Annotated in this window: 11 protein-coding genes, 2 rRNA genes, 2 pseudogenes and 1 CRISPR repeat array; of the genes and pseudogenes, 6 read left to right on the plus strand and 9 right to left on the minus strand. The window is 60.2% G+C overall.

The window, feature by feature from the left end; genetic code table 11:
* Positions 1-26 precede the first annotated feature (26 nt).
* Genes EMO90_RS08180 through EMO90_RS08190 form a run of 3 tightly spaced genes read left to right on the plus strand, consistent with a single transcriptional unit; the run spans position 27 to position 4,127 of the window.
* Positions 27-1,337, plus strand: a complete 1,311-nt coding sequence (locus tag EMO90_RS08180; protein ID WP_150353924.1) for a hypothetical protein — start codon at positions 27-29, stop codon at positions 1,335-1,337.
* A complete protein-coding gene (locus EMO90_RS08185) occupies positions 1,337-3,412 on the plus strand; it encodes a coiled-coil domain-containing protein (RefSeq protein WP_150353923.1) in 2,076 nt (691 codons plus the stop codon). The genes EMO90_RS08180 and EMO90_RS08185 overlap by 1 nt, the downstream gene beginning before the upstream one ends.
* A complete protein-coding gene (locus tag EMO90_RS08190) occupies positions 3,402-4,127 on the plus strand; it encodes a hypothetical protein (protein ID WP_150353922.1) in 726 nt (241 codons plus the stop codon). Before EMO90_RS08185 ends, EMO90_RS08190 begins: the two co-directional genes overlap by 11 nt.
* Positions 4,128-4,302: 175 nt before the next feature.
* Positions 4,303-4,914: a CRISPR direct-repeat array (repeat unit 36 nt; unit sequence GTTGGGAATTAGCATCCTCCCCTCTTGATAAGCTGT).
* A gap of 50 nt (positions 4,915-4,964) precedes the next feature.
* Here EMO90_RS08190 and cas2 read toward each other — a convergent pair.
* The 4 genes and pseudogenes from cas2 to EMO90_RS08210 all read right to left on the minus strand — a co-directional run bounded on the left by cas2 (position 4,965) and on the right by EMO90_RS08210 (position 10,396).
* Positions 4,965-5,297 carry a CRISPR-associated endonuclease Cas2 gene (cas2, locus tag EMO90_RS08195; RefSeq protein WP_150353921.1) on the minus strand — a complete coding sequence of 111 codons (333 nt, stop codon included), beginning with the start codon at positions 5,295-5,297 and terminating at the stop codon, positions 4,965-4,967.
* Positions 5,294-6,196 (minus strand): annotated as a pseudogene (gene cas1 / locus EMO90_RS08200) (type II CRISPR-associated endonuclease Cas1). The gene cas2 and the pseudogene cas1 overlap by 4 nt, the downstream one beginning before the upstream one ends.
* A gap of 5 nt (positions 6,197-6,201) precedes the next feature.
* Entirely contained in the window at positions 6,202-9,597 is a 3,396-nt protein-coding gene (gene cas9 / locus EMO90_RS08205; RefSeq protein ID WP_190971989.1) for a type II CRISPR RNA-guided endonuclease Cas9, read from the minus strand.
* Positions 9,598-9,784: 187 nt separating this feature from the next.
* Positions 9,785-10,396: a DUF3841 domain-containing protein gene (locus EMO90_RS08210; protein WP_150353920.1), complete on the minus strand. Its 612-nt coding sequence runs from the start codon at positions 10,394-10,396 to the stop codon at positions 9,785-9,787.
* Between the two features lie 492 nt (positions 10,397-10,888).
* On the opposite strand from EMO90_RS08210, the gene EMO90_RS08215 reads away from it, so the two are divergent.
* Positions 10,889-12,307: an ATP-binding protein gene (locus tag EMO90_RS08215; protein WP_150353919.1), complete on the plus strand. Its 1,419-nt coding sequence runs from the start codon at positions 10,889-10,891 to the stop codon at positions 12,305-12,307.
* A gap of 45 nt (positions 12,308-12,352) precedes the next feature.
* Here the strand turns inward: EMO90_RS08215 and EMO90_RS08220 are convergent, their stop codons facing one another.
* The 3 genes and pseudogenes from EMO90_RS08220 to EMO90_RS12160 all read right to left on the minus strand — a co-directional run.
* Positions 12,353-12,820 carry a hypothetical protein gene (locus tag EMO90_RS08220; protein WP_150353918.1) on the minus strand — a complete coding sequence of 156 codons (468 nt, stop codon included), beginning with the start codon at positions 12,818-12,820 and terminating at the stop codon, positions 12,353-12,355.
* Positions 12,821-12,975: 155 nt separating this feature from the next.
* On the minus strand, positions 12,976-13,641 hold the full coding sequence (locus EMO90_RS08225; RefSeq protein WP_150354000.1) for an isochorismatase family protein: 666 nt from the start codon (positions 13,639-13,641) through the stop codon (positions 12,976-12,978).
* Positions 13,630-14,124: pseudogene (locus tag EMO90_RS12160) on the minus strand (N-acetyltransferase family protein); the annotation flags it as partial. The gene EMO90_RS08225 and the pseudogene EMO90_RS12160, both read right to left, overlap by 12 nt.
* A gap of 243 nt (positions 14,125-14,367) precedes the next feature.
* On the opposite strand from EMO90_RS12160, the gene EMO90_RS08230 reads away from it, so the two are divergent.
* Both EMO90_RS08230 and EMO90_RS08235 read left to right on the plus strand, forming a co-directional pair.
* Entirely contained in the window at positions 14,368-15,009 is a 642-nt protein-coding gene (locus EMO90_RS08230; RefSeq protein WP_150353917.1) for a moaA protein, read from the plus strand.
* Positions 15,010-15,126: 117 nt separating this feature from the next.
* On the plus strand, positions 15,127-15,603 hold the full coding sequence (locus tag EMO90_RS08235) for a glutathione peroxidase (protein WP_150353916.1): 477 nt from the start codon (positions 15,127-15,129) through the stop codon (positions 15,601-15,603).
* 228 nt (positions 15,604-15,831) lie between these two features.
* Here the strand turns inward: EMO90_RS08235 and rrf are convergent.
* Together rrf and EMO90_RS08245 are read right to left on the minus strand one after the other, a co-directional pair.
* Positions 15,832-15,948, minus strand: a 5S ribosomal RNA gene (rrf, locus tag EMO90_RS08240).
* A gap of 180 nt (positions 15,949-16,128) precedes the next feature.
* Positions 16,129-16,364, minus strand: a 23S ribosomal RNA gene (locus EMO90_RS08245); the annotation flags it as partial.

Here is a 16,364-nt window from a genome sequence, read left to right on the forward strand (position 1 = left end):
CCGCACCCAGACCGGAGGGAGAATCGATGGACAGCGCCGTTCGGCTGGTTCCCACCATGGCGCCGGTGCTCACGAGCGTCGCCGAGACGAACGAGCGGTTCCACGGGGAGATCCCGTCCGCGGTGAAATTCGCGTGCCCGTACTGCAACCGTCCCGTCATCCCGGTCGCCGAGCGGGCGCGGCGGCGTTCGCCGATCCATTATTTCCGCCATGCCCGTGACGATGAGTGGGCGCACCGATGCGTCCTGTATCAGGCCGGGGGCGACGCCTCCATGGACACGCAGGTGCCCCCGCTGGCGATGACGCTCAGGCGGGATCCCCGTGACGGCATGTTCGGGGTGGAGGTCGGCGTGCGCAGACGCGCAAGCGCATACCTCCGCCGCGTCCTGACGCCGAAGGACGCGATGACGGTGGACGGCGTCGGCCATTCCCTTGCGGACCTGGCCATGAGACGCGGGGCGGCCGTCCCGTTCGAGGACCCGATCCGGGACCCCCGGCGTCGCATAACGATCCCGGATCGCTGGTGGAGGTACGTGGGGCGCGCGCAGGAGTGCCGGGGCGTTCTGATCTTCTCCGATGTCTTCGGCGTCAACGGCGGCAGATACCTGCCCATCGGGTCGGCGCTGCAGTCCGGCGAGGACTACTACGTGGTGTCCGGGCAGGCGGACCCGCGCGGCATGAGGTCCCGGTTCGATCTGGTTTCCAAGGTCGGCAGGGTCCGCGGCCCGGGAAACCTGACCGTCCATCGGGTCCGCGTCTCGTCGGCGTCCGGGCGGTGGGACCGGGCCGATGACTGGCTGGGCGGTTACGGCTATTGCCTCTCCGAGTTCGACAGGGCCGCCCGTCTGGCGTGGCCGCCGAGTCTGAGGACGTCCGGCGCGGACGAGCCCCTGTTCCTGAACGCCACGCCCGTGTACGCGTCCCCCTATCTGGCGGACGACGATGCCATGGACGATGTGGTCGACAATCGTGCGTATCTGCCCAACGCGCGCGAGGTCGGGCTGGTCGGCTTCCGCCGGCTTCCCCAAACCCGACCAAGCCGGATGCGCGCCGAATTGGAATCGTTCTGCCTGTTCCTCAAACCGGATGCGCGCATGCCGTGGACCTCGGTCATCATCAGCCGCACCCGGCCGGACGATCTCCACCCGTTCGACCCGGCCCATGCCGACGGTCCGGAACCCGGTGCCGGCGGGGAACAAGCGGAGCCGCCGACCGTGATCCGCCCGACCAGCGCGGGCATGGCGGTCGCGCTCAAACGGATGGGCTTCGACGTCGGCAATGCGGCCTGCCGCGGCCTGGCGGTCGCACGGGAAAGGAAAAGGGAAAGGGGACGCTGATGGTATGGCTCAACGATTCGGAATACACGCGCGCGTCGGTGTGCCTCGTGCAGCTGACGCCGTCGGGCGACGTGGACAACCTGCTGCGCCTGATGGACTATCTGCCCACGCTCGACGGCATAGGATCGTACCGGTGGGTGCTGCGCGACAACGCCGCGCCGGGCAGGGCGCAGCAGGGATGGTCAGACCCGGACAATCCGAGGACCATGTACAACCCGGACATCATCAGCCAGCTGAGGCGCAACGCCGAGGACTTCGTCTTCGTCAAGTGGTGCCCGAACCAGAAGGACCCCAGACGCCCCTGGCTGCTCGACCCCTACACCCGACCGTACGGGCGCACCCCCGATTTCTACGAGGTGATCGACTGCCCGGACGTTCACGACGAGCGGGCCATGCGCGTCAGGCTCGCCCTGGGATGGAGGCACGGGGGCACGCCTACCAGGAAAGTGTTCATCGTGTACGGAGAGCATGGCGACCGGCTGGACGCGATCCTGATCGACCGCGACGAGCTTGACTGGTCCGGCGGGATCCTGCGCATCAGGCCCGACGCGCGGCTGGGCGCGAAGCACTGCGTCCTGGACAAAAACAGGGTCCACGAGTCCCATCGCGGGAACGGCTCGAATCCGCGCTACCTCTACGACGGCGCGACAGCGCCTGAACCGGACGGCGATGTCCTGGTCCGCCCGCTGTCGCAGTACGCCGCCGAATACGTGCGATGGTACTTCCGGGACCGCGCGGCCGATATGGGCGATCTGGACGAGCCGCACATCGCCCGGATGATCGCCGCCGCGCTCGACGCCCCGGAACAGCTCGACAGGTACGTCGGGATGAAGGTCTCCGACCGGGAGATCGCCGAACTCCGGCAGGCCGTGTCGCGCGCCATGATGCCCGACGGCGACCTCATGGCCAAGCTCGTGCGCGACGAGCTCATGCGCAATCCCGGATTCGTGGAACGCTGCCGCAGCGAGGCGCTGAGGGACCTGGACGCGGAGGCGGACAAACGCCGCGCGCAGATCCGCGATCTCGAGGAAACCGCGCGGCGCCGCGCCGAAGCCAACGACCGGCTCGAGCAGCTTGCCAAGCCCCTTCAGGAACGCAGCGCGAGGATCCGGCAGGACATCGGCAGGCTCGAGCAGGAACTTGAACGGGTCAGAAGCCATAGGGACGAGGCCCTCGCGCGGATCGACCAGGACGTTGCATTGAGGATCGGGCTGAAGGCCGTGGCCGGCGCAGGCGCAGCCGCCGCGACACCGTCAATGACCCCGGTCCCCTACCGCGCGCGTGATGTGGAGGACGCCGGCGGTTCCCCCGCCGACGCCATCCGCCGCAACCTGGAGCTCCATGGCGTGACCGCCGTCGACGGCGACTGCCCGGTGGAGGCCCTTGCCACGGGATTGGCGGCGACCGTGGGATGCGCCAATCTCCTCGCCGTGGATTCGGCGTTCGCCCCCGCCATCGCGAACGCGCTGTCCTACGCGATCGCGGGGGCGCCGGCGTCCCACGCCGGCATTCCCGCGGACTGGAACGACGCCGCGGCATTGGAGGCCATGCTCGCCGCGAGAGCAGCGGGCGTGCTTGTGCTGGACGGGCCCATCGACACGGTCAACGAAAGCCTGCTGTTCGCCCTGTCCCGTCTGGAAACCGAAACGACCGTCATCCTGCCCATCGGCGCCTACGGCAATCTCAACCTCATCGCCGGCGAGGTCTGGGACCATGCGTTCTACGTGCCGACCGAACGATACGCGGCGCTACGCCCCGGAAACGGCCCGGCCAGCAAGGCCGGAACCACACCCAAGCCCGCGCCGGGAAACGACGCGACGATGAAACACGCCGGGAAACTGCGCCGCGAGCTTGGCGGCGCGCTTCCGTTGAACGCCCTGACGCTGCCCGGATCGGTGGCGGCGGCGATGAACGGCCCGTCTGGATCCGGCGCGCGATGGATCGCGGCCCATCTGGCCCTGCGCCTGCGCGCGGCGGAAGGGATCGGCGGAGCCGGGAAATTCGCCGGCGGCGACCATGGCTCGCGCTCCGCGCGTCTGCTGCTGGACCGGATCGGCGAGACCCATGCCCGTTAGGCTTCTGCACATGATGGCCGGCGATCTGGGCGTCATGCGGATCGCCGGCGAGGATGACGCACGGTTCATGGCCCGCACCACGTACACCGCGCTGCGGTTCTGGATGCAGGCCTACTGCCTCGACGACGGGTACGGCGGCTCCTACGGGCTGTCCGGCAACACGGTCAGGCACAGGGCCGTCGACTGGCTCCGCGGCATCGGCGCGATCCAGCCGGGCATGGCGTCATGGTACGGCGGGACGGACGGGTACGCCGACGCGGCCGCGCGCGTGTTCGAGGTCCTGAAGGCGACCGGGGACCTGGCGCGAACCGCTGATGGACTGTACCGGTGCACGTCCCGGCATTCGCTGCCCGTCGGCACGGGGCGGGCGATCGTCATGGGATTGGCCGACCCCACCGATGACCGGACGAGCGCCATGTCCGGCATGGCGTACCTGACAGAAGCGGCCGCGAAGCCCGATCCCACCCGGGCGAAACGACCCGTCGGCCGGGAACACGCGTACACGGCGGACTTCACACCGCTCGACGGACGCCATACCCTGATCACGCTGAGCGCGCCGCTGAATCTGTTCCCCAAGCGCGGCAGGACCATCGATCTGCTCGTCTGGCCCCACCGCCACGCGCGGGATCTGCAGCAGCTCGTCGTGCGCACGGACTACACGCCGATCATCGTCGCATTGCTGGAAAACACGGGGTTCACAACGGCCGTACACTGATCCCAAACCGGCGACGAATGCCGAGGAAACACCCAATCGGGAAAGGAAGAGCCGACTCTGAGTACCAAACAGTCCCGTCACTTCAGCACGACCACGCAATTTGGGGACATGATCGTCGTCTGCTCGCCCAGCGAACACCTTTCTGCCATCTCGGCCACATCAACGGCGACCAGTAGTTGGGAATTAGCATCCTCCCCTCTTGATAAGCTGTAGGTCGTGCCCAACACCACCGGCTACCCGTTGGGAATTAGCATCCTCCCCTCTTGATAAGCTGTATATCCTGCGCGGACCTACCGGAGAACTGTTGGGAATTAGCATCCTCCCCTCTTGATAAGCTGTCCGGAACGCTCATCTACCCCGCGCGCAAGTTGGGAATTAGCATCCTCCCCTCTTGATAAGCTGTTCAGCCGGTAAGGCAAGGCGAGAAGCTTGTTGGGAATTAGCATCCTCCCCTCTTGATAAGCTGTACGCGACCTTCCAGAAGAAGGATTCGAAGTTGGGAATTAGCATCCTCCCCTCTTGATAAGCTGTTGGCAGCCACGTCGCCAGCGTCGCCCAAGTTGGGAATTAGCATCCTCCCCTCTTGATAAGCTGTCCACCCTCCCCGCGCCGCTCGACTGACAGTTGGGAATTAGCATCCTCCCCTCTTGATAAGCTGTACACCGCGCACATCGAACTCGCCGAATAGTTGGGAATTAGCATCCTCCCCTCTTGATAAGCTGTGTCCAAGAGCAAAATCGCCAGCAACCGTGTTGGGAATTAGCATCCTCCCCTCTTGATAAGCTGTAGAGCCGCTCAAGAGGGGCCATATTTCGCCGTTTCCACAGGTTTTCACGTTCAGAAAAGCGTAAAGATCTCTGGCGTCTCACTTTCGGATTCCTGTCTGAGATTGGAAAACCGCAATGACGACGACCACTGATGGTCGCTGATGTGCAGAATACGAACGGATCCCTGAGCCGGAAGATTGTCCTTGATGGCCTTCACCGTTGCACGGTTACCAGCCTGAGTGGGTGTATACCGCACATATACGGAGTACTGAACCATGCCGTAGCCCATGTCGAGCAGCAAATTCCTGAACTCTACAGCGCTATGGCGTTGCCGCTTCGTCTGCACCGGAAGGTCAAACATCACCAAGCACCACATACCGCCACTGTCCTCGTCGGTTTTCATGGCGTACCCAGATATTCCGGAACCGTCAGTCTGTCTATTTTGCTTTCGCAATATAGCCCATACTGCTGGGCAAAATCGTTTAATGAGCTCGGTATTGTCAACCCATCACCATTGAACTGTTGGTTAACGGCTTCCACCAAGCGTCGTTTCACAGATCGATCTTCCAACGAATCAGACGACTTCAGCATGGCAACATGACGATCAACCGCAGGACGGTATGGTTCAAGCATGTCATCAGCCAAGCAGAAATAATTGCCACGGTTCCGATGGTGCATACCCAATGAGGGAATAAGCCCTGCGGCGATAACCGCTTTGACGGCGAATCCCCGAAGCACCATATAACCGTAATCCAACTGCGCATTACGACCGACACCTGTACCGGGTATGCGTTTGAACCCTTTGTCATGAGGAAAGACTCGCTTCCAGTATTCCCTTGCCGCATATCCTTCACAATTTGACGGATCGCCTGACCGTACAGTGGAGGCAATGCCTCTTAATATGCCGCCGCCTTCCAGTCCCAGCTCATCCAAGCACGCTACTTGACCACGAATCTTCGCTTGTACAACTCAGGCCCATGCATTCTTTTTCCTTGGCAACGTAACATCCACCTGAGCAAGCTGTCTGGCAGTGACCGTCGTCGGCAATTCCGACCATGCGTGCAGAGCCGCTTCCGGCACACCGCGCCAATCACACAGCATCACTGATACGCCATAGCGAGCCATCTCGTGCAATACCGCTGCCGAACATCTCACTTTCAGCCCCAGCAACACTACAGCGGTCTGGGCCAGAGGTACATCAACAGCATCCTGCCCTTCTCTCTTGACACGCATATTGCCGCGTACATAGGTGATGCCACCATCCAGATCGGTGCAGTCGATGACCCGCCACTGACTTTGCATGACAATCAGCCTTCTTCTTCCGGAGCCCAACTCCAAGAACACGGCAAACCGTTACTCGAATGCCACCGAGGCTCGCCCAATACATTACGACGAATGACAGCTGGGCCCATCCTACCCAGCACGTCAATCGAGGGCAGCCAACCTGCACCGCTAACAATTTTTACCACACCATCAGGGATTGGCTGGATATCCCGGAACTTCACCAAGCCTTCCGAAGCCAACGTACGGGGATGCAACCGCAATTTGGCCTCTGCAAATAGCCCATCGATCACCCACGAATTTGCGATTCCCGGTATGCCCTGAGCTGCGCACCAACCAGCAAAATCTTTGATTTGACCGCCAAGTACCTCCTTCGAGAGGTCAACATGCAACTCATCACCTACACATAGCCAACCAACGTACTCAGCATTCCCACTTTGTATGGCCTGTACGGTACGGACTTCACCATACCTCATTGATACCGACTGCGGAGGCAACGGGTAAGTGAACAAATCCTGCCTGCTTGCTCGCAACAAGTCCACCTGAAAGATGCGGATCATGCCATACCAGTACTTACGAACTCCTCTGGCATTGGTCTTCCAGCATCGATAGATACGAGCATGGTGCATTGCCGAACCAATATCCGCAGAACCTCCTCGCACCTCGATTTGTGCCGCAGACGATTTGAAGAAACCGATTTCATCATCCGGACCATACACTTCACCATGCACTGAAATGGTACGATGCTCGTTCCTTGGCAAACCGAATTTCTGATCATAATCAGGAAGACGGGTAAGCGCGCACCATAACGCAGGGGTAGACGCACGACGTACCAATTCGACATCCAGGGCATCCCCCAGACGCTCCATCATCAGAGGATGAATGGTGGCATCATGCGCAACGGAATTTCCCAAAGATAGTCTTGTCGGCTGACGAACGACAACTCGGTCAGCATCCAAGGCATCGTTAAGCAATGCAAGCAACTTATCCATTGTCTTTTTCCATTGCTGGAATGGGACATATCCCACGCATCCTGCTGACGGATACGCCTTCCAGCTCTGTTTCATGCGGTCCAGACCGGCTATATGTTGTGCTTCCCTCAAAGACTCACGTTCCATCAGTGTCTGCGCCACAGATGGCCGCATCATGGCAATGACCGATGCATCAACCGCATGGTGCCTGCGATCCAACCTCGTCTTATGCTTCGTGGCAAAGAAGTGGATTCCACCTTCGATGCCGCCGGCACGACGCGCGGATGCCGTGACATGTCCCTGAAAAACATGGACCGCAACTTGAGTATCGAATTTATCATTACGATTGAAATATCCGTCAATTCGGCGGTGCAATTCGTCGGCCATCCAGGCCACGGATTCGATGGACCTGTTATCGATTGCTTCGTCAGCTTCGGTTTGCTTCAGCCGACTGACCACTTCGCGTTTGAAGTTTCTCCAAGCTCCGGCATCATAGAGCTGCACCTCACGCGTGAAATGATTTACGCGTTTCACAGCACCGGCAAGGCTGGCGCCAAGATTCCGAGCAGCTTCGCTTTGCACCCAAAGCGCAAAGGGTGTATTCGATTTGGAACGGTTACAGGAAATGCACGTGGCTGCCAAATTGGTACGTGTGTTCGTAGACCCAACGCCTTGTCTCGGAACGATATGGTCCATCTCGCAGGCACTGAACGCAATCGGCTTACCGCAGTACAGACACTCGCCGTTTTGCCGTTGTATCGCTTCAATCCTACGAATATCCGCATCACGTATGCGGTCCAAATGCTCATCACTCTTCAGCGTTGTTGCAAGAACGTTTCGATATTCGCTACGTTTCCCCGTTCGTCGCTCATATTGACGTGCTGTCGCCACGGAATCGAAGCCCGAACGAACATGCTCGATCTGGATGCTTTGCGGAGCACCCCAACGTTTGACACACGCAAGCAGCCACCGATTGACTATCTTCAGCACTCTGTCCACTGACGGATTGCCTAGAGGGGCTCCAATCGGATCAACGGGAGGATGCCATGTATCCGACACCCCGAATACTGACTTGCGCGCTTCATGCAAGTCTTCATCGGTGTTCAGCATGCGGTCAGTGAGCGCCCGCAGAGTTTTCTCACCATAGGCGGCACGCCCGGAAGGAAGATCGATGGTGTCCAGCTTCAGCAATCCATCATCGTCCAAAGTGTCAATGAATGCAATGGCATCCGCATACGTCAAGTCATCCCGAACCGTTTCGAAACTGACGGTGTTGGACAGTAGACGAATCATGGATTCACGTGCGCTGTCATCAACAGATTGCCACCATTCCAGAAACGGCTTAGCGATTTTTCTATCAGCATCCTTCAAACGCTGCACGGTCGTCATACGTGGCGGCTTGGAAGCAATGCGTTCCTCACCGTCCTCAATCAATCGTCCGACGCCAAGAATCTGTCTACGTGTCACGCCAAGCGCCTCGGCTACATCAATCCATTCCACATCCGTCACGTCTGCATCAGTCAGTAAAGCGAACACGCGGTTCTTCTCCTCAACGGTCAATGGTCGCTGACCGTCACCGGTTTGAACCCTGAGGTTGGTCACTACATTGGCTATGCGATAGCGTTGAAATGCCAGTGACGCTTTCAGCGCACGCTTTTGCAAGGGGTCCAAAGGATCAATTCCGACATATTTCTCCGCCGATCCCTTGGGAGACACAGCGAAAAATACCATGCGAAGAATTTTTTCCTGCTCGTCACCATCGACTCGTTGCATGGATAGGATACATTTCAATTCGTTTGCGGTATCTTCCTGCATGAGTTTTTCAGGCAGTAAGCCACGTCCGTGTTTCGTACTGGTACGCAATCTTGGAGGTTCCGCGTATCCGCGGTTCAACGCCTCTTCGACTAATTGCGCGGGAGTCAAGCCAGACGGAATAGGATCCCCGACATACTCCTCAATCCTGCTCTTCAACTCGTCATACAACACGGAGTACGGATTCTCAGCCAAGAGGGAATCCACACGATGATAGGGGTTGCGCCAGCCCCGATGCCTAGCGATATGTCTGATCGCAAGAGCAATGGACTCACGCCGTAGATCATCATTCTCAATGAAATGGTCAGCAAGTTCCGCACGAATCCGCCATTGGGCAAAAGGCTTGGTCAGAGTTTCCGGATCCACGAGAGGATAACCCAACTGCTGCAGCATGGTATCCAGCTCCGCAAGCCTGTGCCGACGGCGACGCACCATACGGCGCGCTCGACGTCCTACGCCGGAAAGATTCTTCCGCGTGATGGCTTCCTTATTCTTCGTGGGGTCAACACCGCCATCATGAATCACCGACTGTGCATTGAGTATGCGAACAGGCATGCCATCCTCGTCAACTTCAATTGCCGCCAAGCCGACGGAGTTCAGGCCAACATCAATTCCAACCCTGTACTGTTTTCCGGACATAATTCTCTTCTCTGAGCACACGACAATATTATTTTTATGCAAGTATAGCGCACAAATAGAACGGGGCGGGATGAATCCCGCCCCTGCAGTAAAACTGCTAGCAATCCAAAGCGGCTATCTTGTCCGCTCTTATTGAGAATTAGCAATGCCAGTGTAGCACATGGGTCTGCCTGTCCAGGCCATGGATCTACAACCGCCACCACCGGGGGAAACGCCTGACATCCACGACATCGCCTTCGCGCATCTCCCAAAGGGTCGCCTGAATCCAAGCAACCGGCATGGCATCGTGGGGCACGATCACGTTGTCATGCCAGTTGCGGCGCTTCCACTCCTCGGACTCCTCCCGATGCCTGTCCAACCAGTCGCCGGCATCATCCCCCGGCAGATCACGCGGGATGCACGACGTGTCATTCAACACCATATGAAAACAATCGAAATCAGTCAGCAGCACGCGTGACTCGTCGACCCGCAGATGCACCAAATCCAAGCCGGGATACGCACCACGAAAACCCGTATACCGCAAATCCGGCTTCACACGGACCCGCCCCCGCGCATCCACCCAACGCGCCCAAGCCCAGACGGGCGCCGCATCCGACGATGGCCGGCAACCGACCGCGCTGTCCATTTCCATCATGATCCATTGATAAGCCGGCTCGAACACATCCCACCATGCACTGTCGCCATGGTCGCGATCGACCTTCGACCTGCGCGCCAACGCCATGGAGGGACGGTAGGCGCGACCGGAGGCGAACGACGATGCGAGATCGTCGTAGTGCTGAAATGAATACAGATCGATCATGTCACCATGGCTTTCAGAGCGGCCGCCAAGGTGACGGCGCATATCGAATCAAAAGCAATTCCGGGAGGCCCACGACGTTTCACATGAATGGCGTTTCCGGACGTTCCCAAGCAGGATAGCCGTCATGGATCAAAAAATCAACGTCACCCTCGCCCCGGGCGAATCATGCCGAAGGAGCATAGACGCACGATGGGCTGCGCCATTCTCCCAATCATCTGTCCGACCCGGACGGCCCATCATATGGGCGCGCCATCCTGCGCCGCGTGCTGCTGGACACCCAACCGATCAGCGAATACTAGAACGGACAAGCATCACCACAGATAACCCACGATACCTGATTTTATGAGTATTCAACAGACTTTAAATATCCAATGTCTGTTCAATTTGCTTACTATTCAACGTTTTCGGACAGGAACCTGCTCCTATTTTTATATAGTCATGTCTATAATTGTTGTACTTATAATAGTCGTGATCATATATTATGATCGACGCATGGCATTCATAGGACGTGACGACGACCTCCGTTTCCTGCACGACAGCTACGAGGACCAGCGGGCGCAGCTGATCGTCCTCTACGGCCGCAGACGCATCGGCAAGACCGAGACCCTCTCGCATTTCGCGCATGGCAAGCCGACCCTGTTCTTTTCCGCCCAAACCGGCACCAGACAGGAGCAGCTGACCGAATTCTCGCGCCGCATGTTCGAGGAAGGCGCCCCGGCCGGCAAATACCTCCGGCAATACCCCGACTGGCAGACGGCGCTCGGCGACCTGACCGACCTGCCCGAGCCCGCGAATGGACGACGACGCCTGGTCATCATCGACGAATTCCCCTATCTGGTGCGCTCCGATCCCTCGCTGTCCTCAATCCTGCAGAACCTCTGGGACCACAAACTACGGCACTCGAACCTGATGATCGTGCTGTGCGGCAGCGCCATGAGCTTCATGGAAAAGGAGCTGCTCTCCGAAAAGGCGCCCCTATACGGCCGCGCGACGGGCATCATGAAAATGACGCCCATGCCATACTGGGACGCCATACGATTCTTCCCCGGGTACTCCGACGAGGACAAGGCATTGGCATACTCGATCCTGGGAGGCGTACCCCAATACCTGGCCACCTTCGACCCGGAACGCGGCCTCGGGGACAACGTCAAGCGATACATCCTCCGACGCGGCTCGGCGCTGTACTCCGAACCTGAAATCCTCATGCGCGAGGAATTCAGGGAACCTGCCAAATACAGCACGATCATACGAGCCATCGCCCTGGGCGACACCCGGCTCAACGACATCGCCACCCACACGCTCATTCCCGTCACCGCGCTGGGATTCTACCTGTCATCCCTCATCGAGGTCGGCATCGTCGAACGCGAATTCCCCGTCACCGCCAAACCCGCGGAGCATACCAAGGGCACGCGGGGCATCTACCGCCTCGCGGACGACTACTTCTCCTTCTGGTACACGTTCGTTTATCCGAACCGTTCGGCTCTGGACAGCGGCGATGTGGACGGCGTCTGGGAGGAAAACATGCGCCCGATGCTGCATGACTACGCATCCCGCGCCTTCGAGCGCATGTGCGCGGCATGGCTCATGAGGGAAAGTCTCCAAGGCATGCTGCCGTTCCGCGTCAATCGCATCGGCCGATGGTGGGACCGAACGGATGAAATGGACGTCGTGGCCCTGGACCGGACCGGACTCAAGGCGATCGCAGGGGAATGCAAGTTCCGGAGCGCGCCCATGGATCCATCGATGCTGGATCTGCTGCGAACACGGGCCGCCAAGCTCAAGCCCCAGGAACTTCAGCTGATGCTGTTCTCCCTCAGTGGCTTCACCGAGAAGCTCTCCCGAATCGCCAGCGAGGATGAAAACGTGCGGCTCGTGGAGCTCCGGGAGATGCTAACCCCGAAGGCGCAATAAATCATGATTCTGTGTTGCGATCATGCCGACCGCCGCAAAACCCGGTTATTGCAGATCTATCGCCACCGGTATGTTGGTCAGCCGGTAATAGGTCACATCGATCTTGTCGCCATACCGCGGGTTCATGCCATTGCCCACCGCCTCGCTCAGCTCCCATTCGCGGATGGCACTGTCCGGCATCACCACCCTGAGCGTGTAGGAGGCGACACGGTCCTCGGTCTCCTCGCGGTACGTCCAGGACAGCACCGTCGCGGTCGCATCCAACGGCCCTTCGGCATTGTCCCGGTTCCAATGGTCCAGATCAACGCATCCACCCACAATGCACATCGCGGAAAACAGAACGAAGCAAACGACTCGCAGCGACCACCACCATGTCCTCTCCCCGCGCACGAACAGCACGCTGTACAGGACGGCGAGGGCGAGCACGACTCCGCCTCCGATGATCGCGAATATCTGATACCGGTAATATCGGAACGCCTCGGGCGTCACATCGCCCGCTTGCACTTCGAGCATGACAACGATGGTGAACGCCAGTACCCCGAGGACGATCAGCGCGATGAGCATGATGCCGCGCGCCCGACCGCTGGAGCCACGCGGCTGATCGGACCCCGCGAAGCCATTGAAGTGTGGTCTCAGGTGATGCCGATTCGACAGTTCGGAAACCATGCTCAGCGCGGGAGAATGTCACTGTGCAGCAAGGCGATGCCGGCCGCGGCCATCTCGCGGCGAGCGGCGACGCCGAGCTCCTCGCTGACCGGCACGGTCAGATCCTCGAACACGGTAACCCGGAACCCGAGCTTCGCCGCGTCGATCGCGGTTTCCTTGACACAGTGCGATTCGGCGATGCCGACCACATCGACATGACTGATATCCGCCGCCTTCAGCGCGTTGGCGAGGGTGCGGCCTTCGGACTGCGCGGTTGCCACTTCATCGCGCGATTGGATGCGATCCGTGTTGTCCTCGATGCCCTCGAACCCCGAGTAGGCGGCCGCGTACTGGCCCTTCTTGAAATGATGAGCAATGCCAAGCGCCGCGATGGCCGGATGCAGCTCGGCGTTCGGCGTGCCGGCCTTGCCGTGCACGGGCCACGTATCCACGTAGTCGGGGGAATCGGACCAGTGTGCACCCGGTTCGATGTGCCAATCCTGCGTCGTCGCCATATACTCGTACTCGGCGCGGTGCGCCTGCACGTACGAGGCAATCCGCTGCGCGACCTGATCGCCGCCGGCCACGCCCAGCTCGCCGCCCTCGCAGAACGTCGGCTGCACGTCCACCACAATGAGCGCCCTGCGGCCACTGGCTTCGTCGTCATGATCGGCATCGTAGTCGATCATTTCAAACTCCGTGCCAACGTCCTCAGTCTGGGTGATACCGGTCTCGTGGAAGCCGATGTGACGGTAGAAATCCCGGGCGTTTGCGTTGAACCCATTGACCCACAGGGCAAGGCGATCGTTGCCGATGGCACGCTTGCCGGCCTCGACCAGTGCGCGTCCAATGCCCCGGCGATGGCGATCCGGTGCCACGTACAGCGAGGCGAGTTCCGCAGCGTCCGGCCGATCGATCGGCTGGCGGGGCGTGCGCAGCAGTTCCGCGAATCCGACCACCTGATCGCCATCCAGGGCGACCAGCGTGACCTGATCGGGATCATCGGCGTGCGCGCGCGTCAACGTGAGCGCGAATTCGGGGGTGATCGCATCCACGATCTCCTGCGGGATGTTGCCCTGCGTCAGGGCCCGCCACGCGCGGGACTGGACCTGTGCCTTCTGCTCGAACCACTGCGGCTCGATGGGAGCAATGCGAACTGTCATGGGATTCATGATAGGAGGATCAGCAGATCGGCTTGTTCCCCATCCTGAGCGGGTTCGTCATCCTGAGCAGTCCGCATTACGTCATCCTGAGCGTAGCGAAGGATCCTTGGCCACTTCGCACTGAGCCGAAGGATCCTTCGCTACGCTCAGGATGACACAGATGGCACGACAAGTCGCTCAGGATGACGTAGAGCGATCTCGGCGCCACCGGATGACGTAGCCAGCGCCGCACGCTCACGGTACATTTGAGGTATGGGCAAACACAACCGCATTCCTGCAATCATCGTCTCCCTGCTGGTCGCAGTGCTGCTGGCCGCGGGACTCTCCGGGGCGCTGCTGTGGCGCTCGGCGCAGCGCGTGATCAACGAGGCTCGGCAAGCCGGGGAATACGCGAGCCAAGCGAAGGCATCATATGACCGCAACGACATCAAACAGGCCCTCGCCCAGCTGGACCAGGCGGGCGATCACATCATCGCCGCTCGCGACGAAACGCAGGGCCCATTGTGGGCCGCGGCCGAATGGGTGCCGTACTACGGTTCGGATGTAGCGGCGGTGCGCGGCATGCTGGATGCGGGCGCCGACGCCGCGAGCAACGCGCTGCCCAAGATCGACAGCGCCGCCCAGGGCACGCTGATCGACTTCAGCCTGACCGATCTGCTATCGGGCGCCAGCCTGTCGAACGGCACGCTGTCCATCCCCAAGATCGCGTCGGTCAAACAGGACATGGCGGACGCCGGCGCGGTGCTGAGCCGCGTGCGGACGTCGATCCACGCGCTACCCCAGCCGCACACCCGGCAGATTGCCGATCTGGTTGAGCAGGGACGGCAGGCCGCCGATCAGGTCGATGAATCGTTCAATCAGCTCAATGCCATCATCGCAAGGATCCCCGGCTGATCCTGAAGACGCCCACTGAAGACGCCCACTGGAGACGCCCACTGGAGACGCCCACCAATCATTGCTCAAGCGGGCATAATGGAGGAAACGGACTACCTTGCGGGGAAAGGAACGGCTATGACTTCCATCTACGACTTCACCGTCGCGACCGCGGACGGCGGCAGCACCAGCCTCGCGAACTGGCGCGGGCAGGTGCTGCTGGTGGTGAACACGGCCACCCGATGCGGCTTCACCCCACAGCTCGACGGTCTGGAGGCGCTCCGGCGCGCCCACCACGATGAAGGCTTCGAAGTGCTGGCTTTCCCCTGCAACCAGTTCGCCAACCAGGCTCCGGAATCCGATCAGGAGATCGGCGCTTTCTGCCGCCTCAATTACGGCACCGAATTCCCCACATTCGCCAAGATCGATGTGAACGGCGGGAACGCCGATCCGCTCTACGTCTGGCTGCGCAAACAGAAAAGCGGCACGTTGGGCGACGCCATCAAATGGAACTTCACCAAGTTCCTCGTCAACCGCGAGGGACAGGTCACAGCCCGCTACGCACCGACCACCAAGCCTGAGGACATCGAGAAGGACATCGTGGCGCTCCTGTAGAGGTGTGAAGACGAAGTCACTGGACCGACGATGGACGGTCAACGTGCAATGGCGAAGGATCCTTCACTGCGTTCAGGATGACAACACAACCCCTCCCCGTCATCCCGGGCGGAGTGTGTCGGAAACTCCCCAACCCGCCCCACTCGCTCGGAACCACACGCGCAAACCCAACCCGGGAATACAAAAAAGCCCGGAGGGCAAACACCCTCCGGGCCAAACAAAGAAATATTGCGGCGGCGTGCTACTCTCCCACACCCTATCGAGTGCAGTACCATCACCGCGCCAGGCCTTAGCAACCGGGTTCGGAAAGTAACCGGGCGTCACCCCTGGGCCATGACCACCGCAAAACCCCAACACCACACCAGCAACCAAACACGGCCACCCGCGTGGGGGCGGCGGTCCGGGAACCGGACAGCGGACGCGAACCATTCATTCTCTCACTCACTTGTATCGCAGATCGACCAGCATTCCATGCCATCCGACGATCACCGGCAACACCCCAACCACACACACAACAAGTGTGTAATGGGATTGCCGTTCCCCCGTTAGTACCGGTCAGCTCCACCGCTCGCACGGCTTCCACACCCGGCCTATCCACCACGTCATCCACATGGGGGGTCACAACACCATAACAGTGTCAAGGAATCCTCATCTTGGAGAAGGCTTCCCGCTTAGATGCTTTCAGCGGTTATCCCTTCCGAACGTAGCCAACCGGCCATGCCACTGGCGCGACAACCGGCAAACCAGAGGTCCGTCCACCC

It is taken from the genome of Bifidobacterium vespertilionis (assembly GCF_008698145.1).
GTDB lineage: Bacteria > Actinomycetota > Actinomycetes > Actinomycetales > Bifidobacteriaceae > Bifidobacterium > Bifidobacterium vespertilionis.

Coding starts and splice junctions, on each gene's coding strand:
- EMO90_RS08235 (WP_150353916.1), top strand. CDS start 15,127: ATGACTTCCATCTACGACTTCACCGTCGCGACCGCGGACGGCGGCAGC.
- cas9 (WP_190971989.1), bottom strand. CDS start 9,597: ATGTCCGGAAAACAGTACAGGGTTGGAATTGATGTTGGCCTGAACTCC.
- EMO90_RS08190 (WP_150353922.1), top strand. CDS start 3,402: ATGCCCGTTAGGCTTCTGCACATGATGGCCGGCGATCTGGGCGTCATG.
- cas2 (WP_150353921.1), bottom strand. CDS start 5,297: ATGAAAACCGACGAGGACAGTGGCGGTATGTGGTGCTTGGTGATGTTT.
- EMO90_RS08180 (WP_150353924.1), top strand. CDS start 27: ATGGACAGCGCCGTTCGGCTGGTTCCCACCATGGCGCCGGTGCTCACG.
- EMO90_RS08220 (WP_150353918.1), bottom strand. CDS start 12,820: ATGCTCGAAGTGCAAGCGGGCGATGTGACGCCCGAGGCGTTCCGATAT.
- EMO90_RS08210 (WP_150353920.1), bottom strand. CDS start 10,396: ATGATCGATCTGTATTCATTTCAGCACTACGACGATCTCGCATCGTCG.
- EMO90_RS08230 (WP_150353917.1), top strand. CDS start 14,368: ATGGGCAAACACAACCGCATTCCTGCAATCATCGTCTCCCTGCTGGTC.
- EMO90_RS08225 (WP_150354000.1), bottom strand. CDS start 13,641: ATGATCGACTACGATGCCGATCATGACGACGAAGCCAGTGGCCGCAGG.
- EMO90_RS08215 (WP_150353919.1), top strand. CDS start 10,889: ATGGCATTCATAGGACGTGACGACGACCTCCGTTTCCTGCACGACAGC.
- EMO90_RS08185 (WP_150353923.1), top strand. CDS start 1,337: ATGGTATGGCTCAACGATTCGGAATACACGCGCGCGTCGGTGTGCCTC.